This window comes from Virgibacillus oceani (genome assembly GCF_041521345.1).
Lineage (GTDB): Bacteria > Bacillota > Bacilli > Bacillales > Amphibacillaceae > Virgibacillus_N > Virgibacillus_N oceani_A.
In genome coordinates this window covers 18,952-41,289 of the sequence record NZ_JBGOHB010000017.1, presented here as the reverse complement: position 1 = coordinate 41,289, position 22,338 = coordinate 18,952, and the positions used below count along the sequence as shown (strand labels likewise).

Genomic DNA, 22,338 nt, shown 5'->3' with positions numbered 1-22,338 from the left:
CGCTAATCAGGAATAAGACTTGGTTTTTCTGCGGTGTATATAAGGGCCATTTTGTTGAATAAGGGTGGGGTTATATGAAAAGGGTTGTCCTTATTGGTTCAGGTGGTTCTGGTAAATCAACGTTGCAAGGCAGTTGGGACACAAACTCAAACTAAACGTTTATCACCTTGATGCTTTATTTTGGAAACCAAATTGGGCCGGGGTTCCAAAGGATGAGCAGAGAAAAACACAAAATGAATTAGTGAAAAATAAGAATGGATTATTGATGGAAATTATGGTGGAACAATGGACATAAGGCTTAATGTAGCAGATACAATAATATTTCTTGATCTCCATAGAACAATATGTGTTTACCAGGCTTTTAAAAGAATGATTAAATACAGAAATAAAACAAGACCAGATATGGGAGCTGATTGCAAGGAAAGAGTTAACCTAGATTTTATAAAATGGATATGGAATTACCCAAAAACTAAAAAGTCAGTAATTTTTAAGAGACTGGAACAGTTGTCCGAGGACAAGCAAATTATCACCTTAAGGACCCCAAAAAAATGCAAAATTTCCTGGAAAAAGTATGATGGCTCCTTATACAATATGATCGAGCGCAGTAATCGAGTAATTTAGTCAGGGGGAAGCGTATAATGGACGCGGTGTTTAAAACGGATGAAGGAGTATTTAATTATCGGGTAGCGGGGATTTGGGTACAAAAGGGTTATGTGCTTTTACATAAAAATGTAAATGATAATCATTGGACTCTTCCTGGTGGCCGGGTTGGTATCATGGAAGAGTCAAATATGGCACTACAAAGGGAGTTCCAAGAAGAGTTAGGTATAGATGTTAAAGTGGAAAGATTCCTTTGGTCTTCTGAAAACTTCTTTAATTATGATGGCAAAAACTTTCATGAAATCGGTTTATATTACCTGGTCACTTCAATTACGGATTACAAATTCAATCAAGAAGCCTTTTTCGGGATGGAGGGTAATCGATTGATTTATAAATGGATTCCCATATCAAGGCTGAATGAAGTTTCCTTATATCCAGGATTTTTAAAGAAAGGGATCAAAGAATTGCCACGGCATTCTCAACACATTGTAGTGGAGGATGTAGCCTCACTGAATCATCGGACCCTATAAAATATAACTTAAGGTTATTCCGTAAACGGGCCGTAAGGGAGGGGGAGGAAGTTGAAGAAGGGGATCTTAGGGATAGTTTCTGCCGTCTTTTTACTTTTAGGTATTTTCTTAATTGGTATCTTTATAACTTCATTTTTTAGCAGCTATTATCCATTTTCATTTGAAAAATCCGAAGCCGTAATAGGAGCTAAGGAAAGTGAAATCAGGTTAAGTTTTTTTCCTGAATATTACGCATATACGCTGAACGAAATAGATGGCGATGTAATTCGACAACGAGTGAGTAAAAATGATATCGTGTCGACACCTGTCGGGGATACAATTTCAGGATATGAGGTAAATGGGGGATTTGTAACAAATCGACAAATTCTGCTTGATGTCATTCACTTAATCTTGTTTAGTGCAGCGGGAATATTGTTGATTATGTTAGGTTTAATGATAATTTTCAGAAATGCAGATTGGATGTATGATCTAAGACTATGGGCCGGTACTGTACGCAGACGTATGCCTGCAAATACATTGAAGTCGGTGAAATACCTCTTATTAACCGCTTGTGTGATTTTTATTTTTGGCGGATATATTCTTCATTTTTTCCAGATCCATTTCAGTCAGCAAGAGGAAGTGAAGGCGGAAATAGCTGCAGTCGAGCGTAAGCCTGGATACGGAAGGTTTAATGGACCAACGCATAGTTTTACTTTGAATTATGAAGTGGGAGAGGAATGGCTTCAGGCTAATGTAAAAGTAACCAAAGAAGTGTTTGATACATACAGAGAGGGAAGCAGCTTAACAATTTTTTATAAACAGAATAATCCTTACTATGTATTTTTGCCAAGTGAATTGACGTTTAATATGAATTGAAAGGAATCTTTCATAAAATCCTAACTACAACAGGATAGCTTTTGGATGAAGAATAGAGTAAAAAACATGAAAATGGTTTGAAGATGAATTGAGGTGATTGCTGATTGGTTTATTTTATTATTTTCCTTCTGATTCTATTGCCAATTATATTCTACGCAGTATTTGGAGGGAGGATAAAATTAAAACTCAGATACTACTATTTAATTGAGGGACTCATTGTTTTACTTTTAACTGCTGCTGGCCATTTCTATTATTATAGAACCTATGATATGAATGTTTTTCCTAATGGAGAATATATGATGATGTTTTTTTGGGTCCCCATAGTAGGTCTGCTCATCATTGCCTTTTTTGACTTCCTCTTTCACAGAAAGAATAAAGAAAGCAGATTGTCCATGAAGGGTTATTTTGTTTTATTTATATTTTTTGTCGTATTTTTTACTTGGTTATTACCGCTGGGGCAAAAATATTATTATGTACAAAGAGTGGATTTAGTGGAAGAAATATTTGCAGCCAGGGAAACGGGAAGTGTAAGTACAGATGGGGACATTATGATCGGGCTGGTGAAGTCAGAATATGACCCACTGATAAGGCCGCCATTCCGTTCGATTACATATACTAATTATTTTTATATAAAAAATAACGGAAATACATCCTATGAAGGAGATATTTATTTGCTGCTTTATGATGAAAATAATGAGCCTATCGATATAAAGCTGTTAGAGGATGTGAAAGCTGATCCAAACGGTATCCGATTATTGGTTGAAAATGAAGATAAAACGATCACAGACGAATGGAGTGAGTCTTCGTTCGGTACGAAACAACAAGTAAAATCATTTGAAGCGGTAGTGGGGGAAAAGTAAGTCATCATTTATAGAGCAGGAAACACCTTTTAAATTTCATCTACGGTAACGAGCAAATGATAAAAATCCAGCTAATTCACTATAGCTGGCAGAAATGCTATGTCATCAAAAATCTAGTTTACGGCACTGCCTTTAACATCAATATCATCTCATCACTGAAGTAACAAGTGTTCTTAAAAGTTTATGCTCATAAAAAATAACAGGATTATCATCGTCTATGGCTGCTTTCATTAATCCTTTCACATCATAGGGGGGAGGCTGGACGACTTTTAATCCAGGGATATGGGCAACACATGCTTCCAAACTTTGAGAATGCTGTGCGGCTGCTCCTGTTCCAGATCCGCTGGGTGGAATTCTTATCTCTAGAAAGGAAGATGATAAAAAAGAAATGTTGGACGAATGTTAGATTACTATAACATTGTATTAATTGATGGATTTAAAGGATCATCAACTCAAAAGAAAAATGAACTTAACGAATATATTGATGAAGTTAAGGATCTTTAACCCAATATATCCCACAATATTGAAATACGAATAGAGCTATAATAAACCGCTTTACATATTAAAATGATCTGGGATTAGCGTTCATACTTCCTAATTTGGATATTAAGCTTTGGATCATGGTATCAAGTCTTTGATGATGCTTTTAACATAATTATATCGGTGTTGTGTCACTACCCGATACCAATTTCCCAAATACAATATTTTTAGGGAAGTGTTTCCGATTTATTCAGGGCTAATATGCATGAAGCGAGGGGAATTGTTGATGATATTATGAAGAGTTGGTGTGTTGAAGGATTGAAGGCCAACCTTGGGTAGAGTTGGCTTTTACTACGCTTTTTTGTAATCTATTCATACAAAAAAACCACCGAATACAAAGTATGTACAGTGGTTTAATATTCCCCTACAGCGCTTTAGGCACCGGATTATTATTCTCTACTTCCTTAAACAAACAATTCCCTTTCCCATGCGGTATACACATTGGCGTTCCAAAAATGGGATCACATGCAATGTTGCATCGCATGCGGAAAACTTGAGCAACTAAATCAGCTGTTATGGTTTCCTCCGGTTTGCCTTGTGCATATACTATTTTGTCTTTGATGGCAATGATATGATCTGCGTAGCGGCTGGCCAGGTTTAGATCGTGCAATACCATGACAATCGTGCGGCCGTCTTTTTCGTTTAGTTCAAACAGAAGATCAAGGACATCAATTTGATGCATTAAATCCAAATAGGTGGTAGGTTCATCCAATAAAATAATATCTGTTTCCTGTGCCAGGGTTAATGCAATCCATGCGCGCTGGCGCTGTCCTCCTGATAAGGAATCTACGGATTGATGCATTAATTCAGTCATATTCGTATCATCTAAGGCCTTTTGAACAGCATCCTCATCTTCTTTGGACCATTGATTCATCATCTTGCGGTATGGATGTCTGCCTTGCTTTACCAGCTCATACACCGTCAATCCTTCTGGTGTTGCAGGTGATTGTGGAAGAATAGCCATGTTTTGTGCCACTTCTTTTGTGCGCATCTTCGCAATATTTTTGCCATTTAAAACAACGGAGCCTTCTTTTGGCTTTAATAAACGCGCCAATGAGCGCAGTAATGTTGATTTGCCACAGCCATTTGGTCCGATTAATACGGTGACTTCCCCTTTTGGGATGGAAATATCTAATTCATCTATAATAGTGCGGTTACCGAAACCGAGTGTCAGGTTTTTCGCAGCTAATGATTCCAATAATAACGCCCCCTGTTCATAAACACGAACTAATAGGATACTACTCTCATTTTATTGGTTTCATACCAATTAGTCAATGAAAATAATTATCAATTAGGGAAAACTGTCAGAAAAGAGGCGGAAAATAAAAAAGAAGCCCTGCATCACATCGTTTTGCAAAGGCTTCCCAATAAAATTTATTCTAATATCTCAACTAGCATATCCATCGTTTGTTCCACAGCAATCAAGCCGCCGCCAGTCCAATTGCTTTCATCTTCAATATAATAAACTTGATCATTTTGTACAGCTGTTGTGTTATTCCAAACATTGCTGTTCTCCAGCGTTTCAATTCCTTCATCCGTTTCGTATCCAAGGATGATGACATGATCCGCATCGAGCTCAGATAGTTTTTCCAAAGAAATAGGATCCCAGGATGCTTCTGTTTCCCCTAGTTCTTCCACGAGTGCCGGGGTGTTCACATCAAGCTCTGAATAAATCATGTCGGCGCTGTGGCGTTCTTCTTCAAACAGGAAGTAGTTACCGCCTGTCACCCACATCATGGCGAGTGTTTCATCTCCAAGTATGTCTTGAAGTGTTTCCTTTGTTTCTTGTACCTTTGTTTCATAATCGGCTAATGCTTGTTCCGCTTCTGCTTCTTTTCCAAGAATTTCTCCAAACTTCGTAAGTTGAGTTTGCCAGTCTCTTGTTTCTTCCTCTGTCATGACATAGGTTGGAGAAATTGCGGCATATTCATCATAAGAACCTTCGTAGCTGTCCAATCCATTTTCCAAAATAATAAGTTCAGGGTCGTGATTTAGCACCTGTTCCAAAGGCATGGACCATTCGATACTATCGATGTCTTGTAGATCATCTTCTAAATAACCTTGTAAAGTTTCGCCTATGGCCCATTTTGCAATGGGAGTTACACCAAGGGCAAGCAGGGAATCTTCGTGGAATGGAGCAATAACACGTTCTGCATTCGCGGGGAGCGTCACTTCACCCACCTCTGAATCCACAGTTATTTCTGTGTTTTCTTCGGTGTCATCGTTATCCGTTGTTTCATTATCATCATTATTATTGCCACATGCAGCCAGAAGTAATAAAGTTATAAGTAGCGGGATAAACAAGTACTTCTTTTGTCTGATTTTGTTCATGTTCGTTCTCCTTTATGTATGTTATAATCAACATCTCATGATAATGATAATCACTTTCAATTGCAAAGTCAATGAAAGAATTTTGTATATAAAATGAGTAAGACAATTGTCTCTTAGTAAACATAGGAGCTTATTTATGAAAACTTCTCAATTATCAAAGGTTGCTATAAATATTATTGGCATTATTTTTGTTCTATTATCAATAGGAGTATCTATTTCATATGGTGCTACCAATATTGATTTACATACGGTATGGCAATCTATTTTTCAATTTGATGCAGATAATCAATCGCATAACGTCATACGTGAGCTGAGGATTCCACGGGCATTGGCTGCTGTGTTGGCGGGAGCCTTTTTAGCTGTGTCCGGGGCTATTATGCAGGGAATGACCCGTAATCCGCTCGCTTCTCCGTCGATCATGGGTGTCACGGACGGGGCGGCTTTTATGCTTGTGATTATGCTGGCATTCTTTCCGGCTGTTCCTAATATAGGGTCCACCTTCGCTTCATTCATCGGAGCGGGGATTGCGGTAACGCTTGTATTTTTAGTAGGTTCCTTTTCCAGCGGGGGATTAACTCCCGTGAAGCTTGCATTGGCTGGCGTGGCAATTGGCACCCTTTTGCGTTCATTATCCTCCGTACTTGCTTTACACTTTCAGCTGGAAAAAGATATTGGTTTTTGGCTTGCAGGCGGATTGGATGGAGCTGGATGGGGCTCTGTGCAAATGCTTTTTGTTGCTGGGCTGATTGGAATGTTTCTTGCTATAACCATTTCCAAATCGATTACCGTGCTTAGTCTGGGAGATGATTTATCGACCGGGTTAGGGCAAAATAACACATTGATTAAAATAGCGGGCATTGTGGTCGTTTTAATTTTAACCGGGGCGGCGGTATCTGTGGCTGGTGCGGTTGGGTTTATTGGGTTAATTATTCCACATATTAGCCGTTTTATTATCGGTACAGACTACCGTTGGATTATCCCTGCTTCCGCCGTATTTGGCGCATTGCTTCTCGTCAATGCAGATCTGGTCGCTCGCATGATTAATGCGCCATTTGAAACACCTGTAGGGGCGCTTACTTCGATTATCGGTGTCCCATTTTTCCTCTATCTGGCTAGAGGCAGTGGGGGTGACAGCAAATGAACGAAGTAGAAAAGCAAAAACAGCAGCGATTTTGGCTGATTTTTGGTGTATTAATCATTGCGATCATTGGGTTCTTTTTTGTGAGTCTTAGTACTGGCGTCATTTCTATATCACCGATGGAAGTGATACAGACGTTAATGCAAAATGGGACAGAACGGCAGGAGCTGATCCTGTTTGATTTCCGTATGCCAGGGATTATATTGGCATTATTAATTGGTGCCGGCCTGGCGGTTTCCGGAGCTATTTTGCAGGGCATTACCCAAAATGGACTTGCAGATCCGGGAATACTGGGAATTAATACAGGAGCCGGTTTTGCGATTGTTTTATTCTTGTTTTTCTTTCAAGGAGTCATCCCGGCAACGAGTCAGCTTTCCGCATTTATTTTGCCATTTGCTGCTTTAATTGGTGCATTCTCTGCCGCCCTGCTCATTTATGTGATTGCCTGGAAAAAAGGTGTTTCCCCCATCCGGCTTGTGCTTGTCGGTATCGGGGTTAATGCAGCATTTAGTGCCTTGCTGACTATTGTTCAGCTGAGAATGGATCCTCAAGATTACCGGCAAGTGACCATATGGCTAACAGGAGATATTTGGAATGCGAACTGGAGCTTTGTGATCTCGCTGCTCCCTTGGATACTTATCTTAATTCCTATTGCGATGAAAAAAGCAAAGTCCCTAAATGTCTTCCATCTTGGTGATGACGTGGCATCCGGGCTTGGAACCAGGGTTGAGCTGGAAAGAGGATTATTACTATTGATTGCGGTAGCGCTGGCAGGAGCAGCTGTGGCAGCTGGCGGGGCGATTGCATTTTTAGGACTGGTTGTACCGCATATTGTAAGAAAGCTAGTCGGTCCGCTCCACCAATATGTCATTCCGATTTCAGCATTGCTGGGGGCGTTTATTTTAATGCTTGCAGACATTATTGCAGGGAATTTGCTGGCACCTGCCACCATACCTGTGGGCATTATTGTATCGATCGTCAGCACGCCATATTTTATTTACTTATTGATGAAAACGAACTAGCATCTATGGAGGGATACCATGGGAACCAAGGAAGAGACTTTCGATGTAACAATCATAGGCGGAGGGCCCGCGGGGCTTTTTGCCGCCTTTTATAGTGGGATGCGGGAAATGAAGACGAAAATCATTGAATATTTGCCGTATCTCGGTGGAAAAGTGCCATATTTTTATCCGGAAAAAGTCATTCGGGATATTGGAGGAATTGCGCAGGCTACCGGTGATGAAGTGACAGATCAGCTCGTGCAGCAGGCGATGACCTTTGATCCAGCAATTGTGTTGGGTGAACAGGTGGTGGAGATGGAGCAGCTGGAGGATGACACATTTAAGCTCGTCAGCAGCAATGGCAATGTCCATTTTTCCAAAACCATAATCTTGGCAACTGGATTTGGAACGCTGCATTCAGTGAAACTAGCGCATCCCGAAGCTGCCTATTTTGAAGAAAAAAGCCTGCATTATACGGTCCGCAAGCTAGCTGATTATCATGGAAAAGATGTGATCATTTCCGGCGGAGGGGATAGTGCCCTCGATTGGGCATTGGAGCTGGAAAACATCGCAAAAAGCGTCACTTTAGTTCACCGAAGAAATCAATTTAAAGGGCTGGAAAGCAATGTAACGAAGCTCAGGAATTCTAGGGTACGGGTAATGACACCTTATGAAATCCTGCAGTTGCATGGCTCTGATGGGCAGCTGAAAAAGGTAACAATACAACATTCAGAGGCGGAAAACGATCGTCAGGATATTACGATAGACCGGGTAGTTGTGAATCACGGTTTTCAAATTAATTTGGAGCCGATTACGAAGTGGGGTCTGGAAATGGTCGATGGAATGATTGCTGTGGACTCTAGTATGCAAACATCGATCGAAGGGATTTTTGCCATTGGAGATATTGCGCATTATCCAAATAAATTAGGGTTAATTGCCGGCGGTTTTAATGAAGGACCTATAGCAGTTAATCACGCGAAAAAACTCGTTGACCCGGAAGATCCGGTGGAGCATCTTTTTTCCACTAACTTCAGCTCTTTTACGGAGGAGTGACGAGTATAGACAAGTATGTAAGCGGTGAATAAAATAGTGTATTATATGAAAAATAGTTGCTTGACATGTGTATATAATACTAGAATTACGGTATTATAACACTACAATAAGTGAATAATAAATGGAGGAGCTTGCCAATGATTATAAAATCATCCACTTCTTTAAGGAATGATTATAATTCCATTTCAAAATTAGCTAATGAGAAAGCGAAGCCTGTTTATATTACGAAGACGGAGAAGGTGACCTTGTTCTCATGAGCATTGATGCATTTGAAATAAGAGAAGCTACTTCTTGAACTAAAAGAAAAACTGTTATATGCAGAAGAACAGCGATTAAATGGTGAAAAGACCACATCCCTTGATTCAGCTTACCAAAGAATTAAGGAGAGAATTAATGGGAAGTTATAAAGTGGAATTATTGCCTGCTGCGGGCAATGACTTAGATGACATTTTTTATTTTATTCGATAATCCAGAAACTGCTAGTGAAGTATTAGAACACATTATTACTTCACTAAGACATCTTGGGAACTTCCCATACGCTAGTATTAGGCTGATAGAAGAATCACTAAATTATTATGACTTTAGAATGATTGTTTCTGAACGTTATATTGCTTTTATCGAATTATTGAAAACACTGTTTTTATTTATCGATTATTACATGGGGTAAGGGATTATATTCAGATATTGAAAACAGTTAGGTAAAAAATTATGTAATTCTTTAAGCAAGTTCTTTTTTTCAATATTACACTCTCCTTGTGCCTTAAAAAAATAAATGCTATATTAATAATGACAATTAAATACGTTTAAATTATTCCTTCGGGGTCGGGTGAAATTCCGAACCGACGGTGATGAAGCAAATGCTGCTTCTTAGTCCGTGACCCGTGAGGTTGATCAACCAAGCGGTGGACCTGGTGAAAATCCGGGACCGACAGTTAAAGTCTGGATGGGAGAAGGAATTTTTGATGAGAAAGCATGATTAAATGGGTAAGGTAGGCGGTTATTTAACGTACCTTATAGTAAGTGGTATGTGGTATTTTCATGTTCCATTTGATGGATACTTGAACCCATGTCTATTTTCTGTACGTCTATTTACTTTGCTTATTATCTTAAATTCTAACCTAACAGCCTCTGAAGCGAATTCAGAGGCTTTTTTAATTGCTAAAACAGTGAGGAGGTCGAGAATCCAGTAAGAAAGCAACGAAACACATAAAAAGGAAGGGATAGCCATGTTTACGGGAATAATAGAAGAAAAGGGCATAATAAAAGAAATACAGAAAATAAATGAACAATCGATAAGAATGACAATCAGTGCAACAACAGTTCTGGAAGATGTAAAAGTTGGGGACAGTATCTCGGTAAACGGCATTTGTCTGACAGTAACAAACTTTACTCCGGAAGAATTCCAGATGGATGTGATGCCAGAGACTGTAAAAGCAACTTCCCTAAACAGCTTACAAGTGGGATCAGGGGTTAATTTGGAACGTGCCATGCGTGCAGAAGACAGGTTTGGTGGTCATTTTGTATCCGGTCATATCGATGGGGTCGGCACGATTATCAGAAAAGAGAATGCCGAAAATGCGGTGTATTATGATATTGAAACAGCAGGTGATGCTCTTGAACTGCTGCTGAAGAAAGGCTCGATCACCGTAGATGGCATCAGCCTGACTATATTTAATGTTCACGAAAATGTACTTACCATATCACTCATCCCTCATACTTCCTCCGTTACTACGCTCGGAGATAAAACGGTTGGGGATATCGTAAACCTCGAATATGACATGCTTGGAAAATATGTTCAGAACATCCTTGATGTCCGGTCATCCAGAGAGTGAAATCAGATAGGTAAGAAATAATGCAATATCGAGGAAGGAGGCAAATAGCAATGATGCATACAATACCGGAGGCAATCACTGATTTAAAAGAAGGAAAACCAATTATTGTGGTGGATGATGAAAACAGAGAAAATGAAGGTGATTTCGTAGCATTATCGGAAAACGTGTCCATGCAAGTGATTAATTTTATGATCACGCATGGAAAAGGGCTTGTTTGTATGCCAATTACTAAAGCACTGGCTGTAAAAATGAACCTGTCCATGATGGAAAAGGAAAATACAGATCCATTGGGTACAGCTTTTACGGTAAGTGTGGACCATAAAAATACTACCACAGGAATTAGCGCGCTGGAGAGAGCCCAAACCATAAAGGCGTTAACAAATGCGGATGCAAAGCCGGAAGATTTTAAAAGACCGGGTCATATTTTCCCGCTTATTGCAGAGGGTGACGGTGTACTCACTCGACCAGGCCACACGGAAGCAGCAGTAGACCTCGCTAAACTTTGCGGATCCTTCCCTTCAGGGGTGATATGCGAAATTATCAAGGATGACGGGACAATGGCAAGAGTTCCTGATTTAATAAAAATGGCTGAAGCGTTTGATTTGAAAATAATTAGTATTGCAGATTTAATTGAATACCGTAAAAAGCATGGGCAGTATGTATAGTAAAATGTGATGAAATGATAAAGGAGCAGGTAGAAATGGGAAAAGTAATTCAAGGAAATTTAGTAGGCACAGATCTGAAAATAGCGGTTGTAGTAAGCCGATTTAATGAATTCATTACGAAAAACTTATTGACAGGTGCGCTTGATACACTAAAACGGCATGGGGTGGAAGATGCTAATGTCGATGTCGTATGGGTGCCGGGGGCATTTGAAATTCCGGTAGCTGCCCAAAAGCTCGCAACGAAGAATGAATATAATGCGGTTATTACGCTGGGTACTGTAATCAGGGGATCAACGCCCCATTTTGACTATGTGTGCAGTGAAGTTGCCAAAGGAGTAACGAGTGCATCCTTGAAAAGTGAAAAACCGGTTATTTTTGGCGTACTGACGACAGAAACGATCGAGCAAGCGGTGGAACGAGCCGGGACAAAAGCAGGAAACAAAGGGGCGGAGGCAGCAGCTGCAGCTATTGAGATGTGTAATGTTTTAAGGGGATTGTAGAAGATATCTATAGCGATTGCAGGGTTGTCTGAAAGGGAGTTTTTATTACAAATATTATGAACTTCCTTTTAGCTTTACCTTAAGGCCTTACTTGGTTTTCATAATTGATTATTGTTTAAAATAGCACCCTTTGTTTCAAAATTAGCTTCAAATATACGTTCTAGTGTAAGTTTACCCCTCGCTTCTGCGAATTACCATTTTATAAATGCCAAAAGAAATCAGAAACACCACAAATCCAGCGATGACCAAATTCACAATGTAGATTACGCCAGTTCCAAGAAAGTTAATCAGTGTTTCATTTTCGGGGGAATCAGATAGAAATAAGTAATTTCCGCCAAACATCGGGTTAATAAATACACCGATCACGAGTGCGTATAGCAGCAATGCACCAAATGCTGCCATAGTAGTTTTAAACGTGATTTTAACTTTATGAGCTAATACTAAATACAGACTGACAAGGGATAAAACGATATGTTGCAGGAAAAAATGCCAATACCGGTAATGTGGAAAATCAAAATTCAGCTCAGGCGTTATAATGGTTAAACCTGCCGGAATGAAGCCAAGGAAAAAAGTGAGTACAATCATACTTTTATTAAGCGTAACTAAAGCAATGGCGGCGAGAATGAACGCAAGACTGCAGATCTGGAGCGGGAGACTGTGTGAAGGATGCCACATATCATTTGCAACCATCCAGGTTTGGTAAGTTATTTCCAAGAATAATAGAAACCCGGCAAATGACCATCTTAAGGTACGCCTAAATGAAGGGTTCGCTGTAGCTTTTTTATAACTGTAAAGGAGAGCGATTAGCACAACAAAATAAAGAATAATCATGAAAATATGACCTGTGCTAAAAAGTGTAAAACCCTCATGCGCTGTACCGCCAAACCAGTTTTCCATAGCTATTCACCTCTGCAAATGAAATGAATTTCTTCCTCCATAATAGCATGGAATCACAAAAAAACACCATTGTTACATGGTGTTTGGAAGATATATTGGATGGTTAAGCTTTTGTTTGCAGCCAAAGAAATAAATTTGTAATCATTATCGATACAAGGAAGAATAAATAATAGAAAAGGAATAGATAGAAGTAATTTACCCAGTAAAACATATGGAAAAAATCAAAAAATACCAGGATGGGTTTCATAATGAATGCTAGTATAGCTGACAAAAGGATAGCATAAAGATACACATTTTTATGATGGTTTATCGTCCATTGATAAAATAGCATAAAAATAATTGGGACTAATGCAGCATCCAATGCAAAGCTTGGCAAGAAGGGAACGATCTGGTATGGATACTCCCATAACCCAAACTTAATTCCAACTGTATTTGTATACGAAAACCAGGTATGATAATTAAAGCCGAAGAAGCCGAGTAGGAGGGCTCTTTGTCTGTCTATAGCAAAAAATAATATAACTAATGGAACGATAATCATGACGACAACAACCCAAAACTGCCAAGTTCCCAGGCTTGAAAAGTTTTGCCAGTAGTCTATTTCCAATTTTGCTAATTGTTCATTCTTTAATCGGATATTTCCAAATTTCTCGATTTGTTCTTCCTGCATTGAGAGTTCTCCTTATATAATAGTGTGCCTTATTTTTCTGTATTTTCTTGGGAATTATACAGGTTTAATAAAATAAAATATGCCAGCATAAAGTATATTACTTTATGCTGGCATAAGGGTTGCATACACACTTAAACGTAAAGATTTATTACCCGCCGATAATGTGATATCCTGCATCTACGTGGAGTACTTCTCCTGTAACCCCGCGGGAAAGATCGCTAATAAAAAATAAAGATGCATCTCCTACCTCATCCTGGTCAATGTTCCGGCGGAGTGGTGCTTTTTCTTCTATCATTTTTGTTTTTTCATTAAAACCGGAGACGCCTTTTGCGGAAAGCGTGCGAATCGGGCCAGCTGAGATAGCATTTACCCGAATATTGTATTTGCCCATATCATCTGCCAGGTATCTCATGCTGGCTTCCAGAGATGCTTTTGCCACACCCATTATATTGTAGTTCGGCACCACGCGCTCAGAGCCAAGATATGTTTGTGTGATAATGCTGCCGCCTTCTGTCATCAGCTCTTTAGCAGCCTTGGTAACTGCGACGAGTGAAAAAGCACTAATTTCATGTGCGAGCAGGAAACCATCGCGCGAGGTATCCGCATATTCTCCTTTTAATTCTTCCCGGTTGGCAAATGCAACGGAATGTACAACCCCATGAATGACACCGACTTTTTCCTTAATTTTAGAAAAAGCACTTTGAATACTCTCATCATTGGCCACGTCACAGGAAACAATTAGTTCCGCTTCAATATTATTTTTTTCCAGCAGTTTCGTTAATTTCTGATAAGAACGTTCCTGTCTATTAGTGAAAATTAGGTTCGCTCCTGCTTTATGTAAGGATTTAGTTACGCCCCATGCAATACTCCGGTCGCTGGCCACACCCATAACAACAATATTTTTTTCTTTCAATAAACTATCCATTATATCAATCCCCTTTATTAGAAAACTTGGCTGTCACCAAGACTTTAGGTGACAGCCTTAGTTACACTTATGCAGTAAGAAAGTTTTTATACTTCTTAACTGCCAAGCTAAGTCTTCTGTCCATTATAACCTAACATGCAGTTTCACAAAACTCTAGTTATGGAAAAAGAGGATTACTTGAAATATACATACTTTATTTTGGCGGGGTGGGTATCTTTTAAAGAAACAGACAAGGTGTTGACAGGATTTTTTGAGGGTTGACAAATTGTGTTATAAAAAAAGAAAATTCCTCTTTACAAAACTATAGGAACTAGGTATAATAAAATTCGTTGGTTTGAGACAAGGTATGCAAAAAGGCTTGAAACGCGTGTTTTGGGTTTGTAGCCGATATTTTACGGCCCGTTGGTCAAGCGGTTAAGACACCGCCCTTTCACGGCGGTAACACGGGTTCGAATCCCGTACGGGTCACCAATATGGAGGATTAGCTCAGCTGGGAGAGCACTTGCCTTACAAGCAAGGGGTCGCAGGTTCGAGCCCTGCATCCTCCACCATATAATGGACATTCTAGATATTGGTGTGTTAAACTACCATTTGCGATTAATATGCCGGCCTAGCTCAATTGGTAGAGCAACGAGCAAAACTTCAGCCGAGTAAGCTACGAGTAACCCCGAAGCACCAAACATCTATGAATAAGCTATCAGATGTAGGGGTCACCAAAAGTATATTACTTTTCCAAAATAAATTTACACTCATTAAGCCGGCCTAGCTCAATTGGTAGAGCAACGAGCAAAACTTCAGCTGAGTAAGCTACGAGTAACCCCAAAGCACTAAACATCCATGAATAAGCTATCAGATGTAGGGGTCACCAAAAGTGTATTACTTTTCCAAAATAAATTTACACTCATTAAGCCGGCCTAGCTCAATTGGTAGAGCAACGAGCAAAACTTCAGTCGAGTAAGCTACGAGTAACCCCGAAGCACCAAACATCTATGAATAAGCTATCAGATGTAGGGGTCACCAAAAGTATATTACTTTTCCAAAATAAATTTACACATCATTAAGCCGGCCTAGCTCAATTGGTAGAGCAACTGACTTGTAATCAGTAGGTTGGGGGTTCAAGTCCTCTGGCCGGCACCATTTTAAATTTTTATGAATAAAACTCAACATATAGTTAACAATATGGAGGGGTAGCGAAGTGGCTAAACGCGGCGGACTGTAAATCCGCTCCCTCAGGGTTCGGGAGTTCGAATCTCTCCCCCTCCACCACTCATATTGTTGGGCTATAGCCAAGCGGTAAGGCATCGGGTTTTGATCCCGTGTAACCTAGGTTCGAATCCTAGTAGCCCAGCCATTTTTTTATTTTCAGGACTTTTTCCATCTGAAAACTTCCATATATACACCTTTCATTCTACTATCAAAAAATTAAATTTAAGTTTTAAACTAATCCATTTAGGTAATAAGGATACTATATAAGATATGAAATACATAAGTTGAACACTTTCATTATTATACTGAACTCATAAAAATGAGCCATTAGCTGGCCGCTATCATCATCGAAATACTGCCATGTGCAGGCCTGCGAGGAGTGCCGCTTCACCGAATAATCTTTCAACACGACGAGCACAACTCAGGAAATAACAAGCACTAATTAAAGTAGAAATACTTTTTTACATACGAGCCATTAGCTCAGCTGGCAGAGCATCTGACTTTTAATCAGAGGGTCGGAGGTTCGAATCCTCCATGGCTCACCACTTCATCTTCTAAATACATTTGAAAAATACGGACCACAAAAACAAGGCTGACCGGAAAAAAACGCGCCTTGTTTATTTGCATTTTAAGCTGATTTTTAACATAATAGTTAAAGAAAAATTTTATGAAATATAACATGTTCAAACATGTTATAATAAAAAAATAAAACAAAAGACCTAAAATATCACAATGATACGCAGTTTATAGTATAATATTGATGTACAAAAGGATGATACTATATGAACACTTCCAGAATCCCGGGCTTTTACAAAATGAGCATTCAAGAGCGAAGGGATATACTGAATGAAATGTATGCCTTCACGGAAGACGAGCAGCATGCTCTATCTTCAGATGGCTCACTATCCACAGAAACAGCAGATAAAATGATTGAAAATGTCATTAGTACCTTTTCACTTCCTTTAGGCTTAGGATTGAATTTTTTAATAAACGGGAAAGAATATGTAGTACCAATGGCAGTTGAGGAGCCATCTATTGTTGCTTCAGCTAGCCACATCGCTAAAATCATCCGGGATGCCGGCGGATTTCAAACAGAAGCAACCGAACGGCTGATGATCGGCCAAATTCAGGTCGTCGGCTGTGATGATTTCCAAAAAGCCAAAAAGGCACTGCTAAATGAAAAAGAAGCTTTACTGGAAGCTGCTAATGCCGCTTGCCCGAGTATTGTTGCAAGGGGCGGCGGAGCAGAGGACCTGGAAGTACGTATATTGAATGAAGGAGCAACATCCACCTATGGCCAGATGCTGATTTTGCATCTGTACATTAATACATGTGATGCCATGGGGGCAAACATTATTAATACCATGCTTGAATCCTTGGCGCCAAATGTAGAAGCATTAACAGAAGGCAGGGTATACTTGCGAATTTTATCTAATTATGCAGATAAATGTCTGGCGAGGGCAAAATGTGTCATTCCGCCGGAACTTTTAAAAACCGGTAGTTACACCGGGGAAGAGGTGCGTGATGGGGTGATCCATGCATTTGAATTTGCTGCATCGGATCCATATCGTGCTGTTACGCATAATAAAGGAATTATGAACGGAATAGACCCGGTAGTTATTGCAACCGGTAATGACTGGCGGGCAGTGGAGGCAGGTGCGCATGCTTATGCTTCCAGAAGCGGCCAATACAGTTCAATGACTACATGGTCTGTCGATGAGGAAGGAAATCTGGTTGGCGAAATTGAACTGCCGATGGCGGTAGGTACAGTTGGTGGATCGATTCGGGTTCATCCTATCGCGAAACTTGCTTATAAAATGCTTGATATCGAATCAGCGGATGATCTGGCACAAATCATTGTAGCTGTAGGACTGGCACAAAATCTTGGAGCATTGAAAGCATTGGCAACGGAAGGCATTCAAAAAGGCCATATGGCATTACATTCTCGCTCTGTTGCAATTGCAGCAGGGGCTTCAGGGGAGATGATTGATATCATTGCAGAAAAATTAGTGGAAACCAAAGAAATCCGTGTTGGCAAAGCTAAAGAATTGGTGGAACAGTATTCAAAATGAGCGCAGAAAAAGCAACAATTACAGAAAAAACAGCTATCGGTATAGCTCATAGTAAATTAATTTTAATTGGAGAGCATGCAGTTGTACACGGACAGCCTGCTATTGCTATTCCATTTCCATTAGTTGGTGTTGAATCCGTAGTAGAATATGTGCCGGGAAATGTGCAAATTGACAGTAGTTTTTATCATGGACCACTAAACCATACGCCGGAATCATTGGAAGGTATTGTGAGTTGTATCAAAGGTACTTCAGCGTATCTCGATTTGCCATGCAAAGATATGCTGATTCGCATTAATTCCTCCATACCTCCAGGCAAAGGATTGGGGTCCAGTGCGTCTGTAGCGATTTCTATCGTCAGGTCCTTATTTGCTTATGCAAGCAGGGATTATACGGAAAAAGAATTATTAAACCTTGCAAATATTGCAGAGACATTTGCACATGGTTCGCCAAGCGGAATTGATACGCTGACGATCACGACTGAATGTCCGGTTTGGTATGAAAAAGAACAACCGATTGATTTTATTAATTTAAGTGATGATTTCCATTTTGTTGTAGCGGATTCCGGAAGAGTCGGAGATACCCGGCTGGCCGTGGAATCAGTAACTAAATTATTAAAATCAGCCCCTCGCCGTATTCAGCGTAAGCTTGACAGAATCGGAGAGCTGACCCATCAGGCTAAACATGCTTTAGAACGGAAAGGTAAGCATATTCTAGGTCAAATGCTTGATGAAGCCCAAAAAGAACTGGAGGCATTAGGTGTCAGTGATTCAGGTCTTAATAAACTGGTTTATTTTGCCAAGAAAGAAGGGGCTTTAGGTGCAAAATTAACTGGCGGCGGGAATGGCGGTTGCATTATTGCACTCGCGCAGAATGAGGTTCATTCCAAACAGCTTGCAGAAAAATTAAGGAAAATTGGTGCAACAGCTGTATGGCCATTTGTGTTAAATAAAAGCAAAGATTATTAAAGGGGAATCAGCATGAAGGCTACAGCAAAAGCACATACGAATATTGCGTTAATAAAATACTGGGGAAAGCGAAATGATTCGATTATTTTACCGACGAATAACAGCCTTTCGCTTACTTTGGACGGTTTTTATACGACAACGACTGTTAGATTTAATGAAGATTTCACGAAAGATGATTTTATTTTGGACGGGGAAAAAGTTACCGGGGTGCAGTATGATCGCGTAAGTGGTTTTCTTGATTTAATCCGTGATTTGGCGGAGAAAAAGGTTTATGCTTCCGTAGAATCTGTTAATGAAGTGCCGACTGCTGCCGGATTCGCTTCCTCAGCTTCTGGATTTGCCGCGCTTGCTGCTGCCGGAGCGAAAGCGATGAGACTGGAGTTAGATGAACAAGAACTTTCACGTCTGACAAGACAGGGATCAGGCTCAGCCTGCCGCTCCATTTACGGAGGATTTGCGGAATGGCAGATGGGCTCTATGGATGACGGCTCTGATTCCTATGCGGTTCCTGTCGCCCCTGTCGATCATTGGGATTTAAGAGTAGCAGCTGTCGTTTTATCTTCAAAAATGAAAAAAGTCTCGAGCCGTGACGGAATGAGGCGTACTGTCGAAACGTCTCCTTTTTTTGCCGGCTGGCTTGACAGTAATCCTGTTGATTTGCAGGAAATGAAAGCTGGGATAAAGGCTCGGGATTTTGAAAAAGTGGGCAGTATTGCAGAAGCCAATTGTTTGAAAATGCATGCAACCACATTGGGGGCAAACCCGCCGTTTACATATTGGATTGATACAACAATCGCAGTGATGCATACAGTGCAGGAACTGAGAGAGAACGGGGTTCCTGCTTATTTTACGATTGATGCAGGACCAAATGTTAAAGTACTATATTTACCTGAAAATGAAAAACAGATCCAGGAGACACTTCAAAATATAAATGGTGTTTCAGACGTAAGATTGAGTAAAGCTGGTCAAGGCATAAGTTATTTATAAGTTCGGGTTCAAAAAGGAGGATAAAAAGGACCGGTCGGCTAAGTTCGCAACGTCCTGTGGCAGCGTCGACACTAGCACCTCCAGCGTAGCTTTGAGTAGCGGAGTGTATGGCTTTTAATACATGAGCAACGGAAAAGCAAGCCACAGGATGTGGTGACTTCGACGGTTGACACAGGGCGTGTCGGTTTTAGTCGAAGATTCTCTTTTTATTATGTGTCATTTTTACCGGACTTTTTGAACAACTTTTATAAGGGGGCAATGATGTTGTCCAATTCACCCACCACCATAAAAGTCCCTGGCAAACTCATGGTTGCCGGGGAATTTGCTGTACTAGTGCCACATCATCAATTAGTAGTGATGGCAGTGGATCGTTTTGTTTATGCAACTATTGAGCAAAGCGATAGAAATAAACTTACTTTACATGATTTCCAGCTTAACAACTTGGCCTGGGAATTCAGCAATAATGAGGTAAACATAGCTTCAGGAGATGATCGCCTGAAGTTTGTTCGGCGTGCAATGAAAATTGTTCTTACATATTTAGAGGAGCGGTCGATTACACCGGCGCCTTTTACGCTGGAAATTAATAGTGAATTGGATGATGAATCGGGAGCGAAATACGGACTTGGCTCGAGTGCGGCAGTAGTTACTGCAGTAATTGCTGCCGTTTTAAAAAAATTTGATCATGGTGAAATGAATAAGGAAACGCTCTTTAAGCTGGCCTCCATCGCCCATGTCACTGTACAGGGAAATGGATCCGGCGCGGATATCGCGGCTTCCTCGTTTGGTGGTTTTTTGCAGTATACTTCCTTTCAGGCGAAATGGCTCATCGAATTATATGAAAACACCGATACGATTGCGGAACTACTGCAAGCAGAATGGGTATACTATTCTTCCACATCTACCCGGCTTCCGAGCGGGGTACATGTTTGTATTGGCTGGACAGGAAAGCCTGCCTCAACGGGGAAGCTTGTGCATGAAGTTTTAAAATTGAAAGATGCCAACCCAGGTCAATTTAATGCGTTTTTAAAGGATAGTGAAGAAGCGGTAGAGAAATTTATGAACGGAATGAAAACCGTCAATATTCCACTGCTGCTTCAAGGTGTGATGGAAAACAGATATGCACTAAGAACAGTTGGAGAGCAGGCCAAAGTGGAAATTGAAACACCTTTATTATGTACGCTATGCGATTTAGCTGAGGAATTTGGCGGTGCCGGAAAGCCATCCGGAGCAGGAGGCGGGGACTGCGGGATTGCTTTCATGCCTTCCAGAGAATCAGCTGAAAACCTGATGAAAGCCTGGGGAAAAGTTGGCATCAAACCATTGGCCTTAAAACCCTACGGCTCCTGAGGCCCAACCTTGGTGCCTGGGATTGCGCTAATTGCTTGTCTCAGCGTAAAGATATGTCACTCCCCGAATTTTGACGAAATTTACTTATCTTTTTCCACTGTATATATATACATATTTATGTCGAGTTGAGTCATTTCATCCTTTTTGTCTAAAATAATGGTGAAAGGAGCCGTTAATATGAAAAATTTATCCGTAATTGGCGTACCGATGGATTTAGGTCAAAGTCGCCGCGGGGTGGACATGGGACCGAGTGCGATCCGGTATGCAGGAGCCATTGAGAGGCTGCAGGCTTTAAATTACAGTATACATGATTTAGGGGATGTAGCGATTAACCGTCCGGCTGCAAGTGATTTAGATGATGGAACTAACTTGAAAAATTTACAGGAGGTAATTGAGGCAAGTGAGAAGCTTGCTGAAATGGTGGATCAGGAAATGGCAAAAAAACATTTTCCGTTGGTATTTGGGGGAGATCATAGCATCTCCATCGGTTCACTGGCAGGGATTTCAAAGTATTATGATAACCTTGGGGTAATTTGGTATGATGCGCATGGCGATTTAAATTCCAGTGAGACCTCACCATCCGGGAATATTCACGGCATGCCACTGGCAGCAAGTCTGGGAATTGGCCATGAAAAGCTGACAAAGCTTTTCGGATATGCACCGAAAATTAAGCCGGAAAACATTGTAATTATTGGTGCCCGCTGTCTTGATCCGGGTGAAAAAGAACTCATTCGCGAAAAAGGAATGAAAGTATATACAATGCATGAAATTGACCGGGTGGGGATGCAACAAGTAATGGAAGAAACCATTAACTACTTAAAATCACGTACAGATGGTGTTCACCTCAGTCTGGATCTGGATGGCATTGATCCTTCTGAAGCGCCGGGCGTTGGCACCCCTGTTTTAGGAGGAATTACGTACAGGGAAAGTCATCTGGCAATGGAGATGCTGGAGGAAGCAGATATCCTGACTTCCGCAGAATTTGTTGAAGTAAACCCTATACTAGATGAAAAAAATAAAACAGCAACAGTAGCCGTAGCTTTAATGGGTTCATTATTTGGAGAAAAACTAAAATAGACAATCTTTACCACAAATAAAAGATTCTAGTGTATACTAAAAAAGACATTTAATTTCGACAGCAGAAATTTTATGTCTTTTTTAAGCATTCCTATTATTTGTTTTTCAGACCGTGACATTCATTTATTAACTTATCGAGTTTGGTACTAGATGAGATGATCTTTTCAGAAGTTAGCGCATGGGATTTACTTAGTGATATCATTTCTTTCCGGCACTGTTCTATTTTTTCGAGCAATAGGGGTTTATTCACTAACATATCCTCCTATCGATTCAAGATATTTAGTTATAGA

General features: G+C 40.3%; 19 protein-coding genes, 6 tRNA genes, 3 pseudogenes and 1 riboswitch. Of the genes and pseudogenes, 21 read left to right on the top strand and 7 right to left on the bottom strand.

What is annotated here, in order from left to right:
• Positions 1 to 74: 74 nt before the first annotated feature.
• The 4 genes and pseudogenes from ACDX78_RS13325 (at position 75) to ACDX78_RS13310 (ending at position 2,845) form a co-directional block, all read left to right on the top strand.
• Positions 75 to 621, top strand: a pseudogene (locus tag ACDX78_RS13325) (DNA topology modulation protein).
• Between the two features lie 17 nt (positions 622 to 638).
• Positions 639 to 1,130, top strand: a complete 492-nt coding sequence (locus tag ACDX78_RS13320) for an NUDIX hydrolase (protein ID WP_486028619.1) — start codon at positions 639 to 641, stop codon at positions 1,128 to 1,130.
• A gap of 51 nt (positions 1,131 to 1,181) precedes the next feature.
• Positions 1,182 to 1,985 carry a hypothetical protein gene (locus tag ACDX78_RS13315; RefSeq protein ID WP_486028617.1) on the top strand — a complete coding sequence of 268 codons (804 nt, stop codon included), beginning with the start codon at positions 1,182 to 1,184 and terminating at the stop codon, positions 1,983 to 1,985.
• 299 nt (positions 1,986 to 2,284) lie between these two features.
• Entirely contained in the window at positions 2,285 to 2,845 is a 561-nt protein-coding gene (locus tag ACDX78_RS13310; protein WP_486028615.1) for a hypothetical protein, read from the top strand.
• A gap of 174 nt (positions 2,846 to 3,019) precedes the next feature.
• Here ACDX78_RS13310 and ACDX78_RS13305 read toward each other — a convergent pair.
• The 3 genes and pseudogenes from ACDX78_RS13305 to ACDX78_RS13295 all read right to left on the bottom strand — a co-directional run.
• Positions 3,020 to 3,193, bottom strand: a pseudogene (locus tag ACDX78_RS13305) (alpha-ketoacid dehydrogenase subunit beta); the annotation flags it as partial.
• Positions 3,194 to 3,749: 556 nt separating this feature from the next.
• Entirely contained in the window at positions 3,750 to 4,583 is an 834-nt protein-coding gene (locus tag ACDX78_RS13300; protein WP_486028613.1) for an ABC transporter ATP-binding protein, read from the bottom strand.
• Between the two features lie 176 nt (positions 4,584 to 4,759).
• Positions 4,760 to 5,716: an ABC transporter substrate-binding protein gene (locus ACDX78_RS13295; protein WP_486028611.1), complete on the bottom strand. Its 957-nt coding sequence runs from the start codon at positions 5,714 to 5,716 to the stop codon at positions 4,760 to 4,762.
• A gap of 136 nt (positions 5,717 to 5,852) precedes the next feature.
• On the opposite strand from ACDX78_RS13295, the gene ACDX78_RS13290 reads away from it, so the two are divergent.
• The 6 genes and pseudogenes from ACDX78_RS13290 to ribH all read left to right on the top strand — a co-directional run bounded on the left by ACDX78_RS13290 (position 5,853) and on the right by ribH (position 11,905).
• Positions 5,853 to 6,857: a FecCD family ABC transporter permease gene (locus ACDX78_RS13290; protein ID WP_486028609.1), complete on the top strand. Its 1,005-nt coding sequence runs from the start codon at positions 5,853 to 5,855 to the stop codon at positions 6,855 to 6,857.
• Positions 6,854 to 7,876, top strand: a complete 1,023-nt coding sequence (locus tag ACDX78_RS13285) for a FecCD family ABC transporter permease (RefSeq protein WP_486028607.1) — start codon at positions 6,854 to 6,856, stop codon at positions 7,874 to 7,876. Before ACDX78_RS13290 ends, ACDX78_RS13285 begins: the two co-directional genes overlap by 4 nt.
• Before the next feature lie 18 nt (positions 7,877 to 7,894).
• Complete coding sequence (locus ACDX78_RS13280) at positions 7,895 to 8,908, top strand: NAD(P)/FAD-dependent oxidoreductase (protein ID WP_486028605.1); 1,014 nt, start codon at positions 7,895 to 7,897, stop codon at positions 8,906 to 8,908.
• Between the two features lie 808 nt (positions 8,909 to 9,716).
• A riboswitch (FMN riboswitch) is annotated at positions 9,717 to 9,867 on the top strand.
• Between the two features lie 267 nt (positions 9,868 to 10,134).
• Positions 10,135 to 10,740, top strand: a complete 606-nt coding sequence (ribE, locus tag ACDX78_RS13275) for a riboflavin synthase (RefSeq protein WP_486028603.1) — start codon at positions 10,135 to 10,137, stop codon at positions 10,738 to 10,740.
• Positions 10,741 to 10,790: 50 nt separating this feature from the next.
• Positions 10,791 to 11,387 (top strand): annotated as a pseudogene (ribB, locus tag ACDX78_RS13270) (3,4-dihydroxy-2-butanone-4-phosphate synthase); the annotation flags it as partial.
• A 53-nt stretch (positions 11,388 to 11,440) separates the two neighbouring features.
• On the top strand, positions 11,441 to 11,905 hold the full coding sequence (gene ribH / locus ACDX78_RS13265; RefSeq protein WP_486028601.1) for a 6,7-dimethyl-8-ribityllumazine synthase: 465 nt from the start codon (positions 11,441 to 11,443) through the stop codon (positions 11,903 to 11,905).
• Positions 11,906 to 12,076: 171 nt separating this feature from the next.
• Here the strand turns inward: ribH and ACDX78_RS13260 are convergent, their stop codons facing one another.
• The 3 genes from ACDX78_RS13260 to fabI form a co-directional block, all read right to left on the bottom strand.
• The gene (locus ACDX78_RS13260) at positions 12,077 to 12,802 is read right to left on the bottom strand and encodes a YwaF family protein (RefSeq protein WP_486028600.1); all 726 of its coding nucleotides are present in this window, start codon (positions 12,800 to 12,802) and stop codon (positions 12,077 to 12,079) included.
• A gap of 103 nt (positions 12,803 to 12,905) precedes the next feature.
• Positions 12,906 to 13,469: a hypothetical protein gene (locus ACDX78_RS13255; protein ID WP_486028598.1), complete on the bottom strand. Its 564-nt coding sequence runs from the start codon at positions 13,467 to 13,469 to the stop codon at positions 12,906 to 12,908.
• A 148-nt stretch (positions 13,470 to 13,617) separates the two neighbouring features.
• Positions 13,618 to 14,394, bottom strand: coding sequence for an enoyl-ACP reductase FabI (fabI, locus tag ACDX78_RS13250; RefSeq protein ID WP_486028596.1), 777 nt, complete (start codon positions 14,392 to 14,394; stop codon positions 13,618 to 13,620).
• Positions 14,395 to 14,790: 396 nt separating this feature from the next.
• Here fabI and ACDX78_RS13245 point away from each other — a divergent pair.
• From ACDX78_RS13245 to rocF, 11 genes are all read left to right on the top strand, one after another.
• A tRNA-Glu gene (locus tag ACDX78_RS13245) sits at positions 14,791 to 14,865 on the top strand.
• Between the two features lie 4 nt (positions 14,866 to 14,869).
• A tRNA-Val gene (locus ACDX78_RS13240) sits at positions 14,870 to 14,945 on the top strand.
• Between the two features lie 510 nt (positions 14,946 to 15,455).
• Positions 15,456 to 15,531: transfer RNA gene (locus ACDX78_RS13235), tRNA-Thr, on the top strand.
• Positions 15,532 to 15,575: 44 nt separating this feature from the next.
• Positions 15,576 to 15,660, top strand: a tRNA-Tyr gene (locus tag ACDX78_RS13230).
• A 10-nt stretch (positions 15,661 to 15,670) separates the two neighbouring features.
• Positions 15,671 to 15,745 (top strand) — tRNA-Gln (locus ACDX78_RS13225).
• A gap of 324 nt (positions 15,746 to 16,069) precedes the next feature.
• Positions 16,070 to 16,145: transfer RNA gene (locus tag ACDX78_RS13220), tRNA-Lys, on the top strand.
• 237 nt (positions 16,146 to 16,382) lie between these two features.
• Positions 16,383 to 17,672 (top strand): hydroxymethylglutaryl-CoA reductase, degradative, encoded by a 1,290-nt coding sequence (locus ACDX78_RS13215; protein WP_486028595.1) that lies wholly within the window; start codon positions 16,383 to 16,385, stop codon positions 17,670 to 17,672.
• Positions 17,669 to 18,637 carry a mevalonate kinase gene (mvk, locus tag ACDX78_RS13210; RefSeq protein ID WP_486028593.1) on the top strand — a complete coding sequence of 323 codons (969 nt, stop codon included), beginning with the start codon at positions 17,669 to 17,671 and terminating at the stop codon, positions 18,635 to 18,637. The genes ACDX78_RS13215 and mvk overlap by 4 nt, the downstream gene beginning before the upstream one ends.
• 12 nt (positions 18,638 to 18,649) lie before the next feature.
• On the top strand, positions 18,650 to 19,624 hold the full coding sequence (gene mvaD / locus ACDX78_RS13205; protein WP_486028591.1) for a diphosphomevalonate decarboxylase: 975 nt from the start codon (positions 18,650 to 18,652) through the stop codon (positions 19,622 to 19,624).
• Between the two features lie 261 nt (positions 19,625 to 19,885).
• Positions 19,886 to 20,971, top strand: a complete 1,086-nt coding sequence (locus tag ACDX78_RS13200) for a phosphomevalonate kinase (protein WP_486028589.1) — start codon at positions 19,886 to 19,888, stop codon at positions 20,969 to 20,971.
• Between the two features lie 177 nt (positions 20,972 to 21,148).
• Positions 21,149 to 22,048, top strand: a complete 900-nt coding sequence (rocF, locus tag ACDX78_RS13195) for an arginase (RefSeq protein ID WP_486028587.1) — start codon at positions 21,149 to 21,151, stop codon at positions 22,046 to 22,048.
• Positions 22,049 to 22,142: 94 nt separating this feature from the next.
• On the opposite strand, the gene ACDX78_RS13190 is transcribed toward rocF, so the two are convergent.
• Positions 22,143 to 22,298 (bottom strand): Spo0E family sporulation regulatory protein-aspartic acid phosphatase, encoded by a 156-nt coding sequence (locus tag ACDX78_RS13190; RefSeq protein ID WP_486028585.1) that lies wholly within the window; start codon positions 22,296 to 22,298, stop codon positions 22,143 to 22,145.
• Between the last annotated feature and the right edge of the window lie 40 nt (positions 22,299 to 22,338).

What these genes read in the sequence shown, in the direction of transcription:
- ACDX78_RS13320 (WP_486028619.1), top strand. Translation starts at nt 639, where the DNA reads ATGGACGCGGTGTTTAAAACGGATGAAGGAGTATTTAATTATCGGGTA.
- ACDX78_RS13310 (WP_486028615.1), top strand. Translation starts at nt 2,285, where the DNA reads ATGATGTTTTTTTGGGTCCCCATAGTAGGTCTGCTCATCATTGCCTTT.
- ACDX78_RS13295 (WP_486028611.1), bottom strand. Translation starts at nt 5,716, where the DNA reads ATGAACAAAATCAGACAAAAGAAGTACTTGTTTATCCCGCTACTTATA.
- ACDX78_RS13290 (WP_486028609.1), top strand. Translation starts at nt 5,853, where the DNA reads ATGAAAACTTCTCAATTATCAAAGGTTGCTATAAATATTATTGGCATT.
- ACDX78_RS13285 (WP_486028607.1), top strand. Translation starts at nt 6,854, where the DNA reads ATGAACGAAGTAGAAAAGCAAAAACAGCAGCGATTTTGGCTGATTTTT.
- ACDX78_RS13280 (WP_486028605.1), top strand. Translation starts at nt 7,895, where the DNA reads ATGGGAACCAAGGAAGAGACTTTCGATGTAACAATCATAGGCGGAGGG.
- ribE (WP_486028603.1), top strand. Translation starts at nt 10,135, where the DNA reads ATGTTTACGGGAATAATAGAAGAAAAGGGCATAATAAAAGAAATACAG.
- ribH (WP_486028601.1), top strand. Translation starts at nt 11,441, where the DNA reads ATGGGAAAAGTAATTCAAGGAAATTTAGTAGGCACAGATCTGAAAATA.
- ACDX78_RS13260 (WP_486028600.1), bottom strand. Translation starts at nt 12,802, where the DNA reads ATGGAAAACTGGTTTGGCGGTACAGCGCATGAGGGTTTTACACTTTTT.
- ACDX78_RS13255 (WP_486028598.1), bottom strand. Translation starts at nt 13,469, where the DNA reads ATGCAGGAAGAACAAATCGAGAAATTTGGAAATATCCGATTAAAGAAT.
- fabI (WP_486028596.1), bottom strand. Translation starts at nt 14,394, where the DNA reads ATGGATAGTTTATTGAAAGAAAAAAATATTGTTGTTATGGGTGTGGCC.
- ACDX78_RS13215 (WP_486028595.1), top strand. Translation starts at nt 16,383, where the DNA reads ATGAACACTTCCAGAATCCCGGGCTTTTACAAAATGAGCATTCAAGAG.
- mvk (WP_486028593.1), top strand. Translation starts at nt 17,669, where the DNA reads ATGAGCGCAGAAAAAGCAACAATTACAGAAAAAACAGCTATCGGTATA.
- mvaD (WP_486028591.1), top strand. Translation starts at nt 18,650, where the DNA reads ATGAAGGCTACAGCAAAAGCACATACGAATATTGCGTTAATAAAATAC.
- ACDX78_RS13200 (WP_486028589.1), top strand. Translation starts at nt 19,886, where the DNA reads ATGTTGTCCAATTCACCCACCACCATAAAAGTCCCTGGCAAACTCATG.
- rocF (WP_486028587.1), top strand. Translation starts at nt 21,149, where the DNA reads ATGAAAAATTTATCCGTAATTGGCGTACCGATGGATTTAGGTCAAAGT.